Below are 18,624 nucleotides of genomic sequence, written 5' to 3'. Positions count from 1 at the left end.
TTCGCGTGGGCCCGGCGGGCGCATCGGCCGCGGCGCGCGTGGTGGACGACGCAGTCCGCGCACCCCATAGTCGCGAAGCTGTATTCCACGATGATCAGCGGCGGCACCTGCGGGCGGAGGATTGCGATGCACAGATGGTGGACCGAGGCCATGCTCGATGCGCTGCTGGCCGAGGATGTGCCCCACGGCGATCTCACCACCGATGCCCTGGGCATCGCCGCCGCGCCGGCGCGCGTGCACATGTCCATGCGGGCCGATGCCACCGTGTGCGGCACCGAGGTGGCGCAGGCCCTGTTCAGCCGGTGTGGGGTTGAAGCCACGGTTCTTGCGCCGTCGGGGGCGCGGGTAGCCGCCGGGGGCGCCATCCTTTCTGCGGAAGGCGCGGCCGGTGGCGTGTTCACCGCCTGGAAGGTGTCGCAGACCCTGGTGGAATATCTCTCCGGCATCGCCACTGCCACGGCCGATCTGATCGCCGCGGCTCGGGCGGTGGCCCCGCAGGTGGCGGTGGTGACCACGCGCAAGACCTTGCCGGGGGCCAAGGCGCAGATGATCGCCGCCATTCGCGCCGGCGGGGCATTCCCCCATCGGCTGGGGCTCTCCGAGACGCTTCTGGTGTTTCCGGAGCACCGCGCCTTCCTCGCCGAGCCGGTGGCTCGGATCGCGGCGCTGCGGCAGGCCATGCCGGAGAAGAAGGTGGTGGTGGAGGTCAAGGGCCTTGATGCCGTGAGCGCGGTGCTGCCGGCGGACCCCGATGTGCTCCAGTGCGAGAAGATGACGCCCGATGAGATTGCCGCCGTGGTGGCGCTCGTGGCGGAGGTGGGCAGCGGGGCGCGGGTGGCGGCGGCCGGCGGAGTCAATGTCCACAACGCAGCCGCCTATGCCGCCGCGGGCGCCCACATTCTGGTGACCTCGGCGCCCTATTGGGCGAAGCCCGCGGATGTGAAGGTCACCATCGATCCGCTGTGATCGCGCGGTTCGCGCCCCGTCGCGGATGAGGCCGGGACAGGTGGCCAGCCGACGCCGGCCACCCATCGCTCACTTGTCGACGCTCACTTGTCGACGCTTATTTGCCGACCAGGATGTTGGACGACTTGATGAAGGCGGTGACCTCGTCGCCGACCTTGAGGCCCATTTCCTTCACTGACTGTTCAGTGATGTGGGCAAACAGGATGTGCCCGCCGCCGATGTCGATGCTGACAGTGCCAGAGATCGGGCCCTCATGGACCTCCACGATCTTGCCCTTCAGCTGATTGCGCGCGCTGATCTGCATAACCGGTCTCCCCAATGACCCCGACGCAACGTCGGGTCACTTCTTATATCTATTCGGATACAGTATTGAAACGCGCAACAGCGCCGCGCCGCCTGCGGAGTTTTCCGGAGGCGACGCCGTAATGGCCCTGTCGCGAACCTCTCGAAAGCCCCGCCCGCCCCTTGCTCCTGTCGCGTTTGCGACACGGAAGGGGGTGTGTTTTTGAATAAAAACAATGTGTTGTCTGTTTGGCCCGCCGCTTGCTTTTAGAGAAGCCGAAGGGTTGCCCATCCGCACGGTGGGGGCCTCACGCGCCGGCAGCGGCGCGATCTCTGAAGGTGTCGGGGTGATCGCGTGATGGTCTCGCTTTCGACAGATGCGGCTCTGGCGGTCCGGGCGGCGATGAGCGCGGCGGGGCCGGCGGCGCACGGCCTGCGGCTGGTGGCGCATGCGGATGACGATGCGGTGCTCACGGTCATGATCCATCTCGATGTGGCCCGCCACGGCGATGTGGTGCTCGAGCGGTCCGGCGTGCGGCTTCTTCTTGATGGCGTCAGCCATCGCTCTGTCGAGGGGCTGCGGATCGATTTCGTCACCGCGCCGGGCGTGCCCCGTTTCGTGGTGGGGGCGGATCACGCTGCGCGCGGCGCCGGTGTGTGCTGATGGCCGGCGCGTTCCCGTTCCCGCTCCTGTCCGGTTGCCGGCGTCACGCGGCGTTCCGTCGCCGCATGGGTGGGGGGAGCGCAGCCGTCGCAAAGGTTTTTGTCTCAAGGGTTTTCGTCTGAAGCTGTCGCGACCGACGCATCGTCGCCGGTGCTTTTCATCGCCACAGGGCTGGCAGATTGGAAGGGGCCCATGCTTGCGAAGTCACCATCGACCGTCTCGGGACGTTCCGGGCGCGCGGCACCGGAGGGTGGCGCCGCCGGTGCACGGTCGAAGCCGGCCCGCACCGTGTTCCTGAACGACACCACCCTGCGCGATGGCGAGCAGGCGCCCGGCGTGGCCTTCACCCGGCGGGAGAAGATCGAGATCGCCGAGGCTCTGGCGGCGGCGGGGGTGCCCGAGATCGAAGCCGGCACGCCGGCCATGGGCGATGAGGAGATCGAGACGCTGCGCTCCATCGCCTCGCTGAAGCTGCCCATGCGGGTGGTCGCCTGGTGCCGCATGAGCGAAGAGGACCTTCTGGCCGCGGTGGCGGCGGGGGTCACCGCCGTGAACCTGTCCATTCCCACGTCCGACCGGCAGTTGCAGGGCAAGCTCGGCAAGGATCGCGAATGGGCGCTCGGGGCGCTGCGCCACGTGGTGGCGCTGGCCCGCAAGATCGGCTTCACCGTCGCGGTGGGGTGCGAGGACGCCTCGCGCGCCGATCCCGATTTCCTGTGCCAGGTGGCGGAAGCGGCCCGCGATGTGGGCGCCTTCCGCATCCGCCTCGCCGACACGCTGGGGGTTCTGGATCCCTTCTCCACTTATGCCCTGGTGCGCCGGGTGGCCAATGCCACCGACCTGGAGGTGGAGTTCCACGCCCATGACGACCTCGGCCTCGCCACCGCCAACACCCTGGCGGCGGTGATGGGCGGCGCGCGCCATGCCAGCGTCACCGTCACCGGGCTGGGTGAGCGGGCCGGCAATGCAGCGCTGGAAGAGGTGGCGATCGCCCTCATGCAGACGGCTCGGGCCGAGACCGGCATCGCCCTGCGGGCCCTGCGGCCTCTGGCGCAGCGGGTGATGGACGCGGCCGGCCGGCCGATGCCGCGCACCAAGGCGATCGTCGGCGAGGACGTGTTCACCCACGAATCCGGCATCCACGTGTCGGGCCTGCTCAAGGACCGCGCCACCTATGAGGCGCTCAATCCCGACCTGCTGGGCCGCAAGCACGTGCTGGTGCTGGGCAAGCATTCCGGCCTTGCCGCAGTGAACAAGGCGTTGTCCGACCAGGGCCTCAGCGTCGACGAGGCGCGGGGCCGCGCGATCCTGGCGCGGGTGAAGGACTACGCCACCCGCACCAAGCAGAACGTGCCGCCCGACGCGCTGCGCCGGTTCTACGACGAGAGCTTCGCTGAGGACGCTCTGCGTCGCCGGCATATGAGCGTGATGGGAGCCTGCTGATGATCATGGGACGCCTGCGCACCGGCACCAAGGGCAGAGCTGAGGCCGCGGCCGCGCGCCCCGCGGAGGCCCCCGCCACCCGGCCTTCGCTGTGGAGCCTGATCCGGGAGGACGTCGCCTGCGTCCGCTCGCGGGATCCGGCCGCGCGCAACACCTTCGAGATCATCCTCACCTATCCCGGCGTCCACGCGGTGATCTGGCATCGGCTGGCGAGCCGGCTGTGGCGCCGTGGGGTGAAGTTCCCGGCCCGGTTCCTGTCCTGGCTCGGCCGGCTGCTGACCAATGTGGACATCCACCCCGGGGCCACCATCGGCCGGCGCTTCTTCATCGATCACGGCGCCGGCGTGGTGGTGGGGGAAACCGCCGAGATCGGCGACGACGTGACCCTGTATCACGGGGTGACCCTGGGCGGCACCTCATGGACCGCCGGCAAGCGCCATCCCACCCTGCGCGATGGCGTGCTGGTGGGGGCCGGCGCGAAGATCCTCGGGCCCATCACCATCGGCGCGGGCTGCCGGGTGGGGGCCAATTCGGTGGTCATCGACGATGTGCCGCCGGCGATGACGGTGGTGGGCATTCCCGGGCGGGTGGTGAAGCCCCTGTCCGATCGCCGCCGGCTGGGCGATGGGCGGATCGATCTGGAGCATCACCTGATGCCCGATCCGGTGGGGGAAGCCATCGTATCGCTGCTCGACCGCATCGAATTTCTGGAGGCGCGCCTGTCTCACCTGCAGGGCGAAATGCAGCGCGGCCGCAACGCCACCGCCGACGAGGCGGCCTGAGCGGGCCGCCGGGCACGGGGATGGGACACACGTGGAGTGGAGGTTGAAATGTCGGTTCTCGAAACCTTGAAGTCACTCTCCAGCGCGGAAGAGTTTTTCTCCACGCTGCAGGTCGATTATCAGCCGGAGGTGCTCCAGGTTCTGCGCCTGCATATCCTGCGGCGGATGGGGCAGTATCTGGTCTCCGCGGATTTCGAGGGGCAGAGCGACGAAGAGATCTTCACCGCCGCGCAATCCATGCTGGCGCAGGCCTATCAGGACTTCATCAAGTCCAATCCCATGGCGGAACGGGTGTTCAAGGTGCTGAAGGAGCACGATCCAAACCGTGAGCCGGTGCCCGGCCCCAAGCCCGCGTTCGTGCCGCTGACCTCGCTGACCACCGGCAGCTAGGTCTGGGCGAACGCCGTCCCGGCGGCCGCGCTCCGGCGCTGCCGCCCCTCGTCCGCCCTCCGCTTTTCCATATTTCAGATGGCATTGTGCAGGGTTCCCCGATTTGCTTGAGGCGCTTGCGTGTTCCACGCAGCGGGGGGCGGACGGTATTTTCCGAAGCGGCACAGCAGCCGACGTGGTGGCATTTTCCGCACCGCGTCGGCTGTGGTCGTTTGGGGGCTGCCTCTGGTGCGTTCGATCCGTGGCCGTGTGGCGGCGTGTGTCCCATCGCCGATGCCCCCATGGTCGGCGTCCCCATGGTCGGCGCCCCCATGGTCGGTGCCGGAGGTGTCCGATGCGCTGCTCCCTTACGCTCCTTCCCTCGGAGCGGTCGCTTGAGGGCCCTTCCTTTGGGCCCCTTCCTTTGAGCCCCTTCCTTTGAGCCCCCTTCCCTTGGGGGCCTTGATTGCGGCGGCGCTTCCGCGCAGTTGTTCGGCATGGGTGGCCCATGGGTCGCCCCTCTCCGAAAGGCAACAGGAGCAGCCGATGACCGGCCGGTCGCAGGGACTTCAGGGTTCCGGGGAATCAGAGGCGGGCAAGCCGGGCGCCGGGAGCGTCGCCGGCAGCGCAACCGGCGCGGGTTCCGGGCATGGTGGGCGGAAAGTGGCCTGCGCGGTGTGCGGGCGGATGTTCCCCCGTGGCCAGACCGTGGCCCTGGCAGAGCTGCGTCCCACCCTGGCGGCCTTCGCCGCGGAGAGCCATCCGCAGCTGCCGAGCGAGGGTTTCATCTGCAAGACCGATCTCGGCCGGCTGCGGGCGGGCTTCGTGGCCCGGCTGCTGGAGCGCGAGCGTGGCGAGCTCAGCCATCTGGAGCGTGAGGTGGTGGAAAGTCTCGCCGCCAACGAGACCCTGGCGGAGGACGTGGAAAAGAGCTTCGAGCGTCAGCGCACCCTGGGCGACCGCATGGCGGATGCCATCGCCACGTTCGGCGGCAGCTGGGGCTTCATCGGCATCTTCGCCGGCGTGCTCGGCATCTGGATCCTGTTCAACCTCATCGCGGCGGGCCGGGCCCAGTTCGATCCCTATCCCTTCATCCTGCTCAATCTGGCCCTCTCCTGCCTGGCGGCGGTGCAGGCGCCGGTGATCATGATGAGCCAGAAGCGGGTGGAAGTGCGGGACCGGCTGCGGGCAGAAAACGATTTCAAGGTAAATCTGAAGGCGGAGCTGGAAATCCGCCACCTGCATGAGAAGCTCGATCACCTGCTCGGCCAGCAATGGGAACGGCTGGCGCAGATTCAGGAGGTGCAGATCGATCTTCTGGAGGCGATGAACGAGCGCCGGAAATAGCCCGCCTGGGCCGATTCCGGTGTCTCCGCACCGTCTTCGGCGCCGCGCCGGGGGCAGGATCCGGCTAAGGAACGGGCGAAAGCGCCGGTCTCCCACTATTTGTGCAAGCGCGCCGGCTTGAACCCCTTGCCGGATGGGAGTAGTCAAGCGCCGCTCGGCTCCTGCTCGACGGCAGGCTCATTTCCGGGGAACAGGCATGGCCCGCAACAAGATTGCCCTGATCGGGGCCGGCCAGATCGGCGGAACCCTCGCCCTTCTGGCCGGGCTGAAGGATTTGGGCGACGTGGTCCTGTTCGACGTGGTCGAAGGCGTGCCCCAGGGCAAGGCGCTCGACCTGGCGGAACTGGCCCCGGTCGCAGGCTTCGACGCCGCCTTCGCCGGTACCAATACCTATGACGCCATCGCCGGCGCCGATGTGGTGATCGTCACCGCCGGCGTGCCGCGCAAGCCCGGCATGAGCCGGGACGACCTGCTCGCCATCAACCTCAAGGTGATGGAGCAGGTGGGTGCTGGTATACGTAAGTACGCGCCGGAAGCCTTCGTCATCTGCATCACCAATCCGCTCGATGCCATGGTGTGGGCGCTGCAGCGCTCCAGCGGCCTGCCGCCGGCCAAGGTGGTGGGCATGGCCGGGGTGCTGGATTCGGCCCGCTTCCGCTATTTCCTGGCCGACGAGTTCGCGGTGTCGGTGGAGGATGTCACGGCCTTCGTGCTGGGCGGCCACGGCGACACCATGGTGCCGCTGGTGCGCTATTCGGCGGTGGGCGGCATTCCGGTTCCCGATCTCATCCGCATGGGCTGGACCAGCGCCGAGCGCGTTGCCGCGATCGTCGAGCGCACCCGCAACGGCGGGGCCGAGATCGTCGATCTGCTGAAGACCGGCTCGGCCTTCTACGCGCCGGCCGCCTCGGCCATCGCCATGGCCGAGAGCTATCTCAAGGACAAGAAGCGGCTGCTGCCGGCGGCGGCCTATCTCGAGGGCGAATATGGCCTGAAAGACATTTATGTGGGGGTCCCGGTCATCATCGGGGCGCGGGGGGTGGAACGCATCGTCGAGGTGGAGCTCGACCATGCGGAGCGCGCCATGTTTGAAAAATCGGTCGCATCGGTCGAAGGGCTGGTGGAGGCCTGTGTGAAGATCGCACCCGATCTCGGGAAGTGATCTCGCTGAACGGCGGCGTTTCCTCGGAAAGGCTGCCATCGTGCCGGTCGTCGCGCCGGCGAGGTGAAGGAGACGAATGTTCCCCTCCTCGGGGGGTGTCATCAGGCCGGGCCGCACCCGGATGGGGCATCTCCCACACTGCCACGGAGGTCGGCCAGCGCCCGCTCCCGCCACGGGTTCGGTTCGGAGCGGTCGAAGCCGGTTCAGGGGGGAAGGGGCACTTCGCAACCCTTAGGGGACGAAGAGATGAATATTCACGAGTACCAGGCCAAGGCGCTGCTGAAGACCTTCGGCGCGCCGGTGTCGCGCGGTGTGCCCGTGCTCAAGGTCGAGGACGCGGAAGCGGCGGCCAAGGAGCTGGGCGGTCCGCTTTGGGTCGTCAAGTCCCAGATCCACGCCGGTGGCCGTGGCAAGGGCAAGTTCAAGGAGCCGGAAGCCGGCGAGAAGGGCGGCGTGCGCCTCGCCAAGTCGGTGGACGAGGTGAAGCAGTTCGTCGATCAGATGCTCGGCAAGACGCTGGTCACCGTGCAGACCGGCCCCGCCGGCAAGCAGGTGAACCGCCTCTATATCGAGGACGGCTCCGACATCGAGAAGGAATTCTACCTGTCGCTGCTGGTGGACCGCGCCACCTCCCGCGTCGCTTTCGTGGTCTCCACCGAGGGCGGCATGGAGATCGAGGAAGTGGCTCACAAGAGCCCTGAGAAGATCCTGACCTTCTCGGTGGATCCGGCCACCGGCGTGCAGGGCTTCCATGGCCGCAAGGTGGCCCAGGCGCTCGGCCTCACCGGGGATCTCGCCAAGCAGGCGGGCAAGCTGGTGCAGGTGCTCTACACCGCCTTCACCGAAACCGACATGGCCATGCTCGAGATCAACCCGCTGATCGTCACCAAGGACGGCCAGCTGAAGGTGCTCGACGCCAAGGTGTCGTTCGACTCCAACGCCATGTTCCGTCATCCCGAGCTCGCCGAGCTGCGCGACCTGACGGAAGAGGACGAGAAGGAGATCGAGGCCTCCAAGTACGACCTGGCCTACATCGCCCTCGACGGCACCATCGGCTGCATGGTGAACGGCGCCGGCCTCGCCATGGCGACCCTGGACATCATCAAGCTCTATGGCGAAGAGCCCGCCAACTTCCTGGACGTGGGCGGCGGCGCCAACGAGGAGAAGGTGACGGCGGCCTTCAAGATCATCACCGCGGACCCGAACGTGAAGGGCATCCTGGTGAACATCTTCGGCGGCATCATGAAGTGCGACGTGATCGCCAATGGTGTGCTGGCCGCGGTGAAGGCGGTGGGCCTCAAGGTGCCGCTGGTGGTGCGCCTGGAAGGCACCAACGTGGAAGAGGGCAAGAAGATCATCCGCGAGAGCGGCCTGAACGTGATCCCTGCCGACGACCTGGACGACGCCGCGCAGAAGATCGTGGCCGCTGTGAAGAAGGATGCTGCGTGATGTCCGTGCTGATTGACGCCAATACCAAGGTCATCACCCAGGGCTTCACCGGCAAGAACGGTACGTTCCACGCCGAGCAGGCCATCATGTACGGCACCAAGATGGTCGGCGGCACCTCGCCCGGCAAGGGGGGCTCCACCCACCTCGGCCTGCCGGTGTTCGACACCGTGCTGGAAGCCAAGGAGAAGACCGGTGCCGACGCCTCGGTGATCTATGTGCCGCCGCCCGGCGCCGCTGACGCCATCCTGGAGGCGGTCGACGCCGAGATCCCCCTCATCGTCTGCATCACCGAGGGTATTCCGGTGATGGACATGGTGAAGGTGAAGCGGGCGCTGTCCGGCTCCAAGAGCCGCCTCATCGGCCCCAACTGCCCGGGCATCGTCACCGCCGGCGAATCGAAGATCGGCATCATGCCGGCCAACATCTTCAAGCCCGGCTCGGTGGGCGTGGTCTCGCGCTCCGGCACGCTGACCTATGAAGCGGTGTTCCAGACCACCATGGAAGGCCTCGGCCAGACCTCGGCGGTGGGCATCGGCGGCGACCCGGTGAAGGGCACCGAGTTCATCGACGTCCTGGAGATGTTCCTGGCCGATCCCAAGACCACGTCGATCATCATGATCGGCGAAATCGGCGGCTCGGCCGAGGAAGAGGCTGCCCAGTTCATCGCCGACGAGGCGAAGAAGGGCCGCAAGAAGCCGATGGTCGGCTTCATCGCCGGCCGCACGGCCCCTCCCGGCCGTCGCATGGGCCATGCTGGCGCCATCATCTCCGGTGGCAAGGGCGGCGCCGAGGACAAGATCGCGGCCATGGAGGCGGCGGGCATCCGCGTGTCGCCCTCGCCGGCGCGCCTCGGCAAGACCCTGGTGGACGTGCTGAAGGGCTGATCGCGCCTTCGTGACACCAGCGAACCCGGCGGCGCCGCGCCGCCGGGTTCTGCCACAGCGGCGGCTGTGGAGAGCGGGCAAGAGCTTTTGGACGCACCGGCCCCGAGCGGTCGATGTGCCGCTGCCGTGCCCGACCCGCGAATGGCGCAGCGGGGCCGTCTCGGTCCGCGCGCGGGGGCGGACCTTGAGGCTGGACCTCGATGGACGGCGCGTGGTCGGTGGCAGCGAGGTGGGTGCCGGTCCTGATTTCGCCGCGATCGCAGGCGAGGGCGGAGCGGCCATGCGATTGACGCGCGTCAGGCAGGCTTTTTCCGTTGGCCTGACGGGACTATGTAGGGCACACGAGTGCCTCGGCCCACGGCTGCCACGAGCCGGGCTGGGGTGAAAAGGCGGCTCGGCTTTGGTCGTTCCGTCGGTTTGTGGCAGACAACACGGCTTTGGGCTTGGTTTTCTGTGCGAAAGGCGCACAAGGAGGGCGAGGCCCGAGGTTATCCGGGAAGACACCCATGTCGCGCGCGGAACAGAACGACCTTTTCCTGAACACCTCCTTCCTCTATGGCGCCAATGCCGCCTGGATCGAGGATCTCTATGCCCGCTATGAGAAGGATCCGAGCTCGGTGGATGCCGAGTGGCAGGCCTTCTTCGCGGCCCTGAAGGATGATCCGAACCAGGTGCTGGAGAACGCCCGCGGCGCCTCCTGGAAGAAGCCCAACTGGCCGGTGCACGCCAATGGCGAGCTGGTGTCCGCCATGGATGGCCAGTGGATCGAGGTGGAGAAGGCTGTCGCCGACAAGGTGAAGGCGAAGGCCCAGAAGGCCGGCGTCGAGCTGCCCGCCGCCGACGTGCAGCAGGCCAGCCGCGATTCCGTGAAGGCGCTCATGATGATCCGCGCCTATCGCATGCGCGGCCATCTGCATGCCAATCTCGATCCGCTGGGCTTGACCCCGCCCAAGGACGCGCCGGAGCTCGATCCGGTCTCCTACGGCTTCTATGAGGCCGATCTCGACCGCAAGATCTTCATCGACCACGTGCTGGGCCTGGAATTCGCCACCGTGCGCGAGATGCTGGCCATTCTGCGCCGCACCTATTGCTCGGATGTGGGCGTCGAGTTCATGCACATCTCCTCGCCCGAGGAGAAGGCCTGGATCCAGGAGCGCATCGAGGGGCCGGACAAGGAGGTCACCTTCACCCGCGAGGGCAAGCGCGCCATCCTCAACAAGCTGGTGGAGGCCGAGGGCTTCGAGAAGTTCCTCGATGTGAAGTACACCGGCACCAAGCGCTTCGGCCTCGACGGCGGCGAGAGCCTGATCCCGGCGCTGGAGCAGATCATCAAGCGCGGCGGCAATCTCGGTCTCAAGGAGATCGTGTTCGGCATGGCCCACCGTGGCCGTCTGAACGTGCTGACCCAGGTGATGGGCAAGCCGCACCGGGCTCTGTTCCACGAGTTCAAGGGCGGCTCCTGGGCCCCCGACGACGTGGAAGGCTCGGGTGACGTGAAGTACCACCTGGGTGCGTCGTCCGACCGCGAGTTCGACAACAACAAGGTCCACCTGTCGCTGACCGCCAACCCCTCGCATCTCGAGATCGTGGATCCGGTGGTGCTCGGCAAGGTGCGCGCCAAGCAGGACCAGTTCGAGGACACCGAGCGGGTGAAGGTGCTGCCGCTCATCCTGCACGGCGATGCCGCCTTCGCTGGCCAGGGCGTGGTGGCCGAGTGCCTTGGTCTGTCGGGCCTGAAGGGGCACCGCACCGGCGGCTCGCTGCATTTCATCATCAACAACCAGATCGGCTTCACCACCAATCCGCGCTATTCGCGCTCCTCGCCCTATCCGTCGGATGTGGCGAAGATGATCGAGGCGCCGATCCTGCACTGCAACGGCGACGACCCCGAATCCGTGGTGTTCTGCGCCAAGGTGGCCATCGAGTTCCGCCAGCGCTTCCACAAGCCGGTGGTCATCGACATGTTCTGCTACCGCCGGTTCGGCCACAACGAGGGCGACGAGCCGTCCTTCACCCAGCCGAAGATGTACAAGGTGATCCGCCAGCACCCCACGGTGCTGGAGCTGTACACCAAGAAGCTGGAGGCCGAGGGCGTGGTGACTGCCGGTGAGGTGGACACCATGCGCAACGCCTGGCGCGAGCGCCTGGAGGCCGAATATGAGGCCGGCCAGGCCTACAAGCCCAACAAGGCGGACTGGCTGGACGGCCGCTGGGCCGGCCTGAAGGCCGCGCGGGACGATGATGATCCGCGCCGTGGCAACACTGGCGTGCCCCTGGACCAGCTCAAGGTCATCGGCGAGAAGATCACCACCGTGCCGGAGGGCTTCAAGGTCCACCGCACCATCCAGCGCTTCCTCGACAACCGCAAGAAGGCCATCGCCGAAGGGCAGGGCATCGATTGGGCGACCGGCGAGGCGCTGGCGTTCTGCTCGCTGCTGGAGGAGGGCCACCCGGTCCGCCTCTCCGGCCAGGACGTGGAGCGCGGCACCTTCTCCCAGCGCCATTCGGTGCTGCTCGACCAGGAGACCGAGGCGCGCTACAAGCCGTTCAACCACCTGACCGACACCCAGGCCAAGTACGAGGTCATCAACTCGATGCTCTCGGAAGAGGCGGTGCTGGGCTTCGAGTATGGCTACTCGCTGTCCGAGCCCAACACGCTGGTGCTGTGGGAGGCGCAGTTCGGCGACTTCGCCAACGGCGCCCAGGTGGTGTTCGACCAGTTCATCTCCTCGGGCGAGCGCAAGTGGCTGCGCATGAGCGGCCTCGTGTGCCTGCTGCCGCACGGCTATGAGGGCCAGGGCCCCGAGCATTCCTCGGCCCGCCTGGAGCGCTACCTCCAGCTGTGCGCCGAGGACAACATGCAGGTGGCCAATGTCACCACCCCGGCCAATTACTTCCACATCCTGCGCCGGCAGCTGAACCGCGAGTTCCGCAAGCCGCTCATCCTGATGACGCCCAAGTCCCTGCTGCGTCACAAGAAGGCGGTGTCGCGCCTGGAGGACATGGCGGCCGGCAGCACCTTCCACCGGGTGCTGTGGGACGATGCCCAGTCCCATCCGGACGTGGCCGGCGTCACCCTGGTGCCGGACGAGAAGATCCGCCGCGTCGTGCTCTCCGCCGGCAAGGTCTATTACGACCTCCTGGAGGAGCGCGAGAAGCGGGGCGTCAACGACGTCTACCTGCTGCGCGTGGAGCAGCTCTATCCGTTCCCGCTCAAGACCCTGGTGCAGGAGCTGTCGCGCTTCAAGAACGCCGAGGTGGTGTGGTGCCAGGAAGAGCCGAAGAACCAGGGTTCCTGGGCCTTCGTGCAGCCGTACCTGGAATGGGTGCTGGAGCAGGTGGGCGGCGTGGCCAAGCGGCCGCGTTATGCCGGCCGTCCGGCGTCGGCCGCCACCGCCACCGGCCTCATGTCCAAGCACCTCGCCCAGCTCAAGGCCTTCCTCGACGAATGCCTGGGCTGAGCCCCGCCCGCGTTTCAATGATCCGACTTTAAAGAAAGAAGACGACCCCCATGGCTACCGAGATCCGCGTACCTACCCTGGGCGAATCCGTGACGGAAGCGACCATCGGCAAGTGGTTCAAGAAGCCCGGCGACGCCGTCAAGGTGGACGAGCCCCTGGTGGAGCTGGAGACCGACAAGGTCACCGTCGAGGTGCCGGCGCCGACCTCCGGCGTGCTCGCCGAGATCATCGCCAAGGATGGTGACACCGTGGGGGTGGGCGCGCTGCTCGGCTCCATCGGCGAGGGTGCCGGCGCCGCCGCCGCGGCTCCCGCCGCCGCTGCCCCGGCCCCCGCCGCTGCTCCGGCCCCGGCTCCCGCAGCGGCGCCCGCCGCAGCCGTGGCTGCCGGCTCCAACGGCCCGGCGGTGGCGCGCATCGCCGCCGAGACCGGCCTCAACCCGGCCGCGGTCGCCGGCTCCGGCAAGGATGGCCGCGTGACCAAGGGTGACATGCTGGCGGCGGTGGCTGCCGGCGTGCCTGCCGCGCCGGTGGCGGCCCCGCGTGCCGCCTCGGCCCCGGTGGATGCCGCCCGCGAGGAGCGGGTGAAGATGACCAAGCTGCGGCAGACCATCGCCCGCCGCCTGAAGGACGCCCAGAACACCGCCGCCATGCTCACCACGTTCAACGACGTGGACATGTCCGGCGTGATGAGCCTGCGCGCCCAGTACAAGGACGCCTTCGAGAAGAAGCACGGCACCAAGCTCGGCTTCATGGGCTTCTTCACCAAGGCCGTGATCGCGGCCCTGAAGGACCTGCCGGCGGTGAACGCCGAGATCGACGGCACCGACATCATCTACAAGAACTACTACAACATCGGCATCGCCGTCGGCACCGAGAAGGGCCTCGTGGTTCCGGTGGTGCGCGACGCGGACCTGCTCTCCATCTCCGACATCGAGAAGCAGATCGCCGGCTATGGCCGCAAGGCGCGTGACGGCAAGCTCGGCATCGAGGACATGCAGGGCGGCACCTTCACCATCACCAACGGCGGCATCTATGGCTCGCTGATGTCCACCCCCATCCTCAACGCGCCGCAGTCGGGCATTCTCGGCATGCACCGCATCGAGGAGCGCCCGGTGGTGGTGAAGGGCCAGATCGTCATCAAGCCGATGATGTATCTCGCCCTCTCCTACGATCACCGGATCGTCGACGGCCGCGAGGCGGTGACCTTCCTGGTGCGGGTGAAGGAGACCCTGGAGGATCCGGCGCGGCTCGTGCTGGACCTGTGATTGCGGCGAACCTGAGCCGCCCGGGGGCGCCCATCGCGGCGCCTCCGGGCGACAGGGTGCCTTGAGGGGGCCGGGATGGTGAACCACCTGTCCGAATATCTGACGCTGATGGCGGTGTTCGGCCTGGCGGCCGTGGCCCCGGGGCCGGATTTCGCCATGGTGGTGCGCCAGAGCGTGGTGCACGGGCGCCGCGCCGGCCTGTTCACCAGCCTCGGGGTGGGCACGGCGCTGCTGTTCCATGCCAGCTACACCCTGGCCGGTCTCGGTTTCCTTGTGGCCCACTCGCTTCTGGCCTTCACCGTGCTGAAGTGGGCCGGCTGCGCCTATCTCGTCTATGTGGGGCTGAAGACCTGGAGCGCGCCGGCGGTGCAGGCGGAACCGCTCGATGCGCCGCGCACGCCGGTCTCCGCCCGCCGCAGCTTCGCCCTCGGCTTTTTGACCAACGCGCTCAATCCGAAGGCGGTGCTGTTCTTCCTGTCCCTGTTCAGCACCCTCGTGAGCGCCGCCACGCCGCTCGCCGTTCAGGGCCTCTATGCCCTCTCCATGGCCGCTCTCCTGGTGTCCTGGTTCGCGGTCGTGACCTTGTTCTTCACCGGCCGGGCCGTCCGCGACGGCTTGGCGCGTCTGGGGCGCGGTTTCAACCGCATCACCGGCGCGCTGCTCATCGGCCTCGGCATCCGCATCGCTCTGCAGAAGGCCGCGACGGTGCCCTGAGCGGCGCCACGGCCTTCCAATCTCAAGGGAATTCCCATGTCCTACGATCTCACCATCATCGGCACCGGCCCGGGCGGTTATGTCTGCGCCATCCGCGCGGCGCAGCTTGGCCTGAAGGTGGCTGTGGTGGAGAAGCGCGGCACCCATGGCGGCACCTGCCTGAACGTGGGCTGCATCCCCTCCAAGGCGCTGCTGTATGCCTCCGAGCTGTTCGAGGAAGCCGGCCACAAGTTCGGCGAGATGGGCATCGGCGTTCCCGCGCCCAAGCTCGACCTGAAGGCCATGCTGGCGTTCAAGGACAAGGGTGTCGACGGCAACGTGAAGGGCGTCGAGTTCCTGCTCAAGAAGAATAAGGTCGACGTCTATATGGGCGTCGGCAAGATCCTCGCTCCCGGCAAGGTGGAAGTCACCCTCAACGCCGACGGCAAGGTGGAGACGCTGGAGACCAAGTCCATCGTCATCGCCACCGGCTCGGACGTGGCGCCGCTGCCGGGTGTGACCATCGACGAGGAGCGCATCGTCTCCTCCACCGGCGCGCTGGCCCTGCCCAAGGTGCCGGGCAAGCTGGTGGTGGTGGGTGCCGGCGTCATCGGCTTGGAGCTCGGCTCCGTGTGGCGTCGCCTCGGCGCCCAGGTCACCGTGGTGGAATTCCTGGACCGCATCCTGCCCGGCATGGACAGCGAGGTGGCCCGCTCCTTCCAGCGCATCCTGGAAAAGCAGGGCTTCGCCTTCAAGCTCGGCACCAAGGTCACCGGCGTCGACACCAAGGGCAAGAGCCTGAAGGTGTCGGTGGAACCGGCCTCCGGCGGCGCCGCCGAGGTGCTGGAGGCGGATGTGGTGCTGGTGGCCATCGGCCGCGTGCCCTACACCACCGGCCTCGGCCTCGAAGAGGTGGGTGTGGCCAAGGATCCGCGCGGCCGCGTGGTCACCGACGGTCATTTCGCCACCAGCGTGCCGGGCATCTATGCCATCGGTGACGCCATCGTCGGCCCCATGCTGGCCCACAAGGCCGAGGATGAGGGCGTGGCCCTGGCCGAGCTGCTGGCCGGCAAGGCCGGTCATGTGAATTATGACGTCATCCCCGGCGTGGTCTACACCTTCCCGGAGGTCGCTTCGGTGGGCAAGACCGAGGACGAGCTGAAGGCGGCGGGCGTGGCCTACAAGGTGGGCAAGTTCCCCTTCACCGCCAACGGCCGCACCAAGGTGAACAACACCACCGACGGCTTCGTGAAGATCCTGGCGGATGCCGCCACCGACAAGGTGCTCGGCGCCCACATCATCGGCCCCGAGGCCGGCGAGATGATCCACGAATGCGCGGTGCTGATGGAGTTCGGCGGCTCGTCCGAGGATCTCGCCCGCACCTGCCATGCCCACCCCACCCGCTCGGAAGCGGTGAAGGAAGCGGCCATGGCGGTGGAAAAGCGCGCTATCCACATGTGAGGCCGTCGCTGCGGCGACCCCTTCACATCACCCATGCACACGGGCCGGCGGGAGCATCTCCGCCGGCCCGTTCGTGTTTCCGCTGGTCCAGGCGCAAAAAAAAGACCCCTCGGGACGGTCTGTCCGGAGGGGCTTGGAGGAGGTCAGGGGTCTTTCGGCAAAGCCGATCGATGGGCGGACTGTCGGTGATTCTGGCTAACAAAAGGTTGCAATCCCGCGCGGCCGGTTCGCGTCATGGTCGTGGAGGCGGCGCCACGCTCGGTTGCTATAGCGCGTAGGTCACAGCTTCGATGCGCCAGCCGTCGGGGTCGATGAGGAAGGCGGCATAATAGCCTTCACCGTAATGGGGGCGGGGGCCCGGGCCGCCATTGTCGGTGCCGCCGTGGGCGAGGCCGATGGCATGGAAGGCGTGCACCGCCGCCCGGTCCGGTGCCAGGAAGCAGACGTGAAAGCCCGGCGGGCAATGGACGGGGCCGGGCCGCTGCTCCACCCAGAACGGGGCGGTGCCTGGAATGCCTTCCGGCGCCGGCAGGCTGCCCACCGGCCCCCAGCAGGCGGAAGGCCCGGCGACCTCGGCATAATCCGCCACTCGCACCAGCCCCAGGGGTGCCAGCACCGCATCATAAAAGGCGACCGCCCGCGCGAGATCGTTGGTGCCAAGGGACATGTGGTCGATCACGGGCCGGACGGGGATCATCGGAGACCTCACGGGGACGGGGCGCCTCGGTGCGGAGTGAAGCACGCGGGGCGCGTCGTTGCCATCGCCCGGCCCTGGTCCCGCGCGCTCGGCGTCAGGCGCGGGGATGGGCGGCGCGGTAGGCGGCCATCAGGGCCGTGGCATCCACCTGGGTGTAGATCTGGGTGGTGGAGAGGGAGGCGTGGCCGAGCAGCTCCTGAATGGCGCGCAGGTCGCCGCCGCGGGCCAGGAGGTGGGTGGCGAAGGAGTGGCGCAGCGCGTGGGGTGTCGCGGTGTCCGGCAGGCCGAGGGCGCCGCGCATGCGGGCGACGGCCAATTGGACGATGCGCGGCGAGAGCGGCCCGCCCTTGGTGCCACGGAACAACGGCTTGTCCGACGCGAGATCATAGGGGCACAGGCTGCGATATTCGGCGATGGCCAGCGCCACCGGGCGAATCAGCGGCACCATGCGGGTCTTGTTGCCCTTGCCGGTCACGGTGAGCTGGTCGGAGCCCGGGGGCACCATGCCGGCGGTGAGGCCAAGGGCCTCGGAGATGCGCAGCCCCGCCCCATAGAGCAGGGCGATGACCGCGGCATCGCGGGCCAGCACCCAGGGCTCGCGGGTCTCGCCGGCGCGGGTCGCGGGATCGGCGAGGGCGCGGGCGGCGTCCACGGAGACGGGCTTGGGCAGGCTTTTCGGCACCTTGGGCGCCCGCACGGCAGTGAGCGCGCCCACCTTGCCCTGGCCTTCGCGCTCCAGGTGCCGGCCGAAGGAGCGGGCGGCGGCCAGCAGGCGCACCAAAGTGCGCGGCGCCACCCCATCGGCCCGGCGCGCTGCCAGCACCGCCCGCACATCGGCGGGCTTCAGTGCCGCCAGGGCCGCGAGGTCCGGCTTGCCGCCCAGATGCGCGGTGAGCCGCAGCAGCACCACCGAGAGATCACGGGCATAGGCTTCCAGCGTCTTCTGGGACAGCCGCCGCTCATGGCCGAGCCGGGCGAGCCAGGCCGCGACCGCCTCGGCCACGTCCGGAGCGGCAGCCGCCAGCAGGCCGTGGGCGGCGCGAGCCGCCTTCTGCTGATCGCTCATGGCCATGGGGCGTTCCTCCGGTGAAATCGCCGGTCAGTGTGCCGGCCCAAGGTTGCAGATTTGCTGACGTCCCTCCGGCGCGGCGCTTGCATCGGATGCTGCCGGCGGCCCCTTGCCGCCCGCCGCTCCTCCCAGCCCGAGACTGTCGCCCATGCCTGTTGATTTCAACCGACCCATCTTCGAGTGGCTGCCCACCCGCACCTATGCGAGCTTTCGCCCCGGCCTGCCGGATGTGGTGCTGGGGCGTCTGCCGGAGCCCGTCTCCATCGCCGTGGGGCGGGCCTTCAAGGGTTGGATCGTCGAGAGCGCGGACGAACGGGCGGCGCTGGAGGCGGCCCTGGCGCGGCTCATTCTCCAGCCGGAGCCGGGGCGGCTGAATTTCAAGGCGGGTCCTGATGCCGCCTGCGCCGGCCGCTCACAGGGGCCGGCCTTCCTCGCCCTTTATGCGCCGCCGGAGGAAGGCTGGCCGGTGCTGCTGCTGTCGTCCTTCGCGCCGGAGCGGGAGCGGCGCACGCGCATCCAGCGTGATCGCTATGTGTGGGAGACCTTCGCGACGGCGGCGCTGGCGGAGGAGGCTCTGGCGGCAGAGCTGGCTGAGGCGGGCGATGTGCCGGTCCATCGCGGGGCCTGAGG

The 18,624-nt window shown here is 68.1% G+C and carries 17 protein-coding genes; 14 read left to right on the top strand and 3 right to left on the bottom strand.

Annotated features, from left to right (window positions below; translation table 11 throughout):
- Window positions 1–126 precede the first annotated feature (126 nt).
- On the top strand, window positions 127–966 hold the full coding sequence (modD, locus tag ACU4E7_RS04015; RefSeq protein ID WP_447020717.1) for a ModD protein: 840 nt from the start codon (window positions 127–129) through the stop codon (window positions 964–966).
- Window positions 967–1,063: 97 nt separating this feature from the next.
- On the opposite strand, the gene ACU4E7_RS04010 is transcribed toward modD, so the two are convergent.
- Entirely contained in the window at window positions 1,064–1,270 is a 207-nt protein-coding gene (locus tag ACU4E7_RS04010) for a TOBE domain-containing protein (RefSeq protein WP_238120320.1), read from the bottom strand.
- Between the two features lie 336 nt (window positions 1,271–1,606).
- Here ACU4E7_RS04010 and ACU4E7_RS04005 point away from each other — a divergent pair, with 336 nt between their 5' ends.
- The 12 genes from ACU4E7_RS04005 to lpdA all read left to right on the top strand — a co-directional run bounded on the left by ACU4E7_RS04005 (window position 1,607) and on the right by lpdA (window position 16,228).
- Entirely contained in the window at window positions 1,607–1,912 is a 306-nt protein-coding gene (locus tag ACU4E7_RS04005) for an iron-sulfur cluster assembly accessory protein (RefSeq protein WP_238120321.1), read from the top strand.
- Window positions 1,913–2,104: 192 nt separating this feature from the next.
- On the top strand, window positions 2,105–3,355 hold the full coding sequence (gene nifV, locus ACU4E7_RS04000; protein WP_447020716.1) for a homocitrate synthase: 1,251 nt from the start codon (window positions 2,105–2,107) through the stop codon (window positions 3,353–3,355).
- Window positions 3,355–4,137 carry a serine O-acetyltransferase gene (gene cysE / locus ACU4E7_RS03995; RefSeq protein ID WP_238120323.1) on the top strand — a complete coding sequence of 261 codons (783 nt, stop codon included), beginning with the start codon at window positions 3,355–3,357 and terminating at the stop codon, window positions 4,135–4,137. The genes nifV and cysE overlap by 1 nt, the downstream gene beginning before the upstream one ends.
- 48 nt (window positions 4,138–4,185) lie before the next feature.
- Complete coding sequence (gene nifW, locus ACU4E7_RS03990; protein WP_238120324.1) at window positions 4,186–4,527, top strand: nitrogenase stabilizing/protective protein NifW; 342 nt, start codon at window positions 4,186–4,188, stop codon at window positions 4,525–4,527.
- A gap of 666 nt (window positions 4,528–5,193) precedes the next feature.
- Window positions 5,194–5,853 carry a DUF1003 domain-containing protein gene (locus ACU4E7_RS03985; protein WP_238120325.1) on the top strand — a complete coding sequence of 220 codons (660 nt, stop codon included), beginning with the start codon at window positions 5,194–5,196 and terminating at the stop codon, window positions 5,851–5,853.
- 196 nt (window positions 5,854–6,049) lie between these two features.
- On the top strand, window positions 6,050–7,015 hold the full coding sequence (gene mdh, locus ACU4E7_RS03980) for a malate dehydrogenase (protein ID WP_447020715.1): 966 nt from the start codon (window positions 6,050–6,052) through the stop codon (window positions 7,013–7,015).
- A 246-nt stretch (window positions 7,016–7,261) separates the two neighbouring features.
- Complete coding sequence (sucC, locus tag ACU4E7_RS03975; protein WP_447020714.1) at window positions 7,262–8,464, top strand: ADP-forming succinate--CoA ligase subunit beta; 1,203 nt, start codon at window positions 7,262–7,264, stop codon at window positions 8,462–8,464.
- On the top strand, window positions 8,464–9,348 hold the full coding sequence (sucD, locus tag ACU4E7_RS03970) for a succinate--CoA ligase subunit alpha (RefSeq protein ID WP_238120329.1): 885 nt from the start codon (window positions 8,464–8,466) through the stop codon (window positions 9,346–9,348). The genes sucC and sucD overlap by 1 nt, the downstream gene beginning before the upstream one ends.
- A 506-nt stretch (window positions 9,349–9,854) precedes the next feature.
- The gene (locus tag ACU4E7_RS03965; RefSeq protein ID WP_238120331.1) at window positions 9,855–12,809 is read left to right on the top strand and encodes a 2-oxoglutarate dehydrogenase E1 component; all 2,955 of its coding nucleotides are present in this window, start codon (window positions 9,855–9,857) and stop codon (window positions 12,807–12,809) included.
- Between the two features lie 50 nt (window positions 12,810–12,859).
- Window positions 12,860–14,074, top strand: coding sequence for a 2-oxoglutarate dehydrogenase complex dihydrolipoyllysine-residue succinyltransferase (gene odhB, locus ACU4E7_RS03960; RefSeq protein WP_238120332.1), 1,215 nt, complete (start codon window positions 12,860–12,862; stop codon window positions 14,072–14,074).
- Between the two features lie 78 nt (window positions 14,075–14,152).
- The gene (locus ACU4E7_RS03955) at window positions 14,153–14,788 is read left to right on the top strand and encodes a LysE family translocator (protein ID WP_238120882.1); all 636 of its coding nucleotides are present in this window, start codon (window positions 14,153–14,155) and stop codon (window positions 14,786–14,788) included.
- A 36-nt stretch (window positions 14,789–14,824) separates the two neighbouring features.
- Window positions 14,825–16,228 (top strand): dihydrolipoyl dehydrogenase, encoded by a 1,404-nt coding sequence (gene lpdA, locus ACU4E7_RS03950; protein ID WP_447020713.1) that lies wholly within the window; start codon window positions 14,825–14,827, stop codon window positions 16,226–16,228.
- Between the two features lie 265 nt (window positions 16,229–16,493).
- Here the strand turns inward: lpdA and ACU4E7_RS03945 are convergent, their stop codons facing one another.
- Both ACU4E7_RS03945 and ACU4E7_RS03940 read right to left on the bottom strand, forming a co-directional pair.
- Entirely contained in the window at window positions 16,494–16,925 is a 432-nt protein-coding gene (locus tag ACU4E7_RS03945; protein ID WP_447020712.1) for a VOC family protein, read from the bottom strand.
- Between the two features lie 94 nt (window positions 16,926–17,019).
- Window positions 17,020–17,997, bottom strand: coding sequence for a tyrosine recombinase XerC (locus tag ACU4E7_RS03940; protein WP_447020711.1), 978 nt, complete (start codon window positions 17,995–17,997; stop codon window positions 17,020–17,022).
- A gap of 145 nt (window positions 17,998–18,142) precedes the next feature.
- Here ACU4E7_RS03940 and ACU4E7_RS03935 point away from each other — a divergent pair, with 145 nt between their 5' ends.
- The gene (locus tag ACU4E7_RS03935) at window positions 18,143–18,622 is read left to right on the top strand and encodes a hypothetical protein (protein ID WP_238120338.1); all 480 of its coding nucleotides are present in this window, start codon (window positions 18,143–18,145) and stop codon (window positions 18,620–18,622) included.
- Window positions 18,623–18,624 lie beyond the last annotated feature (2 nt).

It is taken from the genome of Xanthobacter sp. ZOL 2024 (assembly GCF_052932325.1).
The sequence above is the reverse complement of the archived record's forward strand: the minus strand, read 5'-3'. Positions and strand labels throughout refer to the sequence as shown.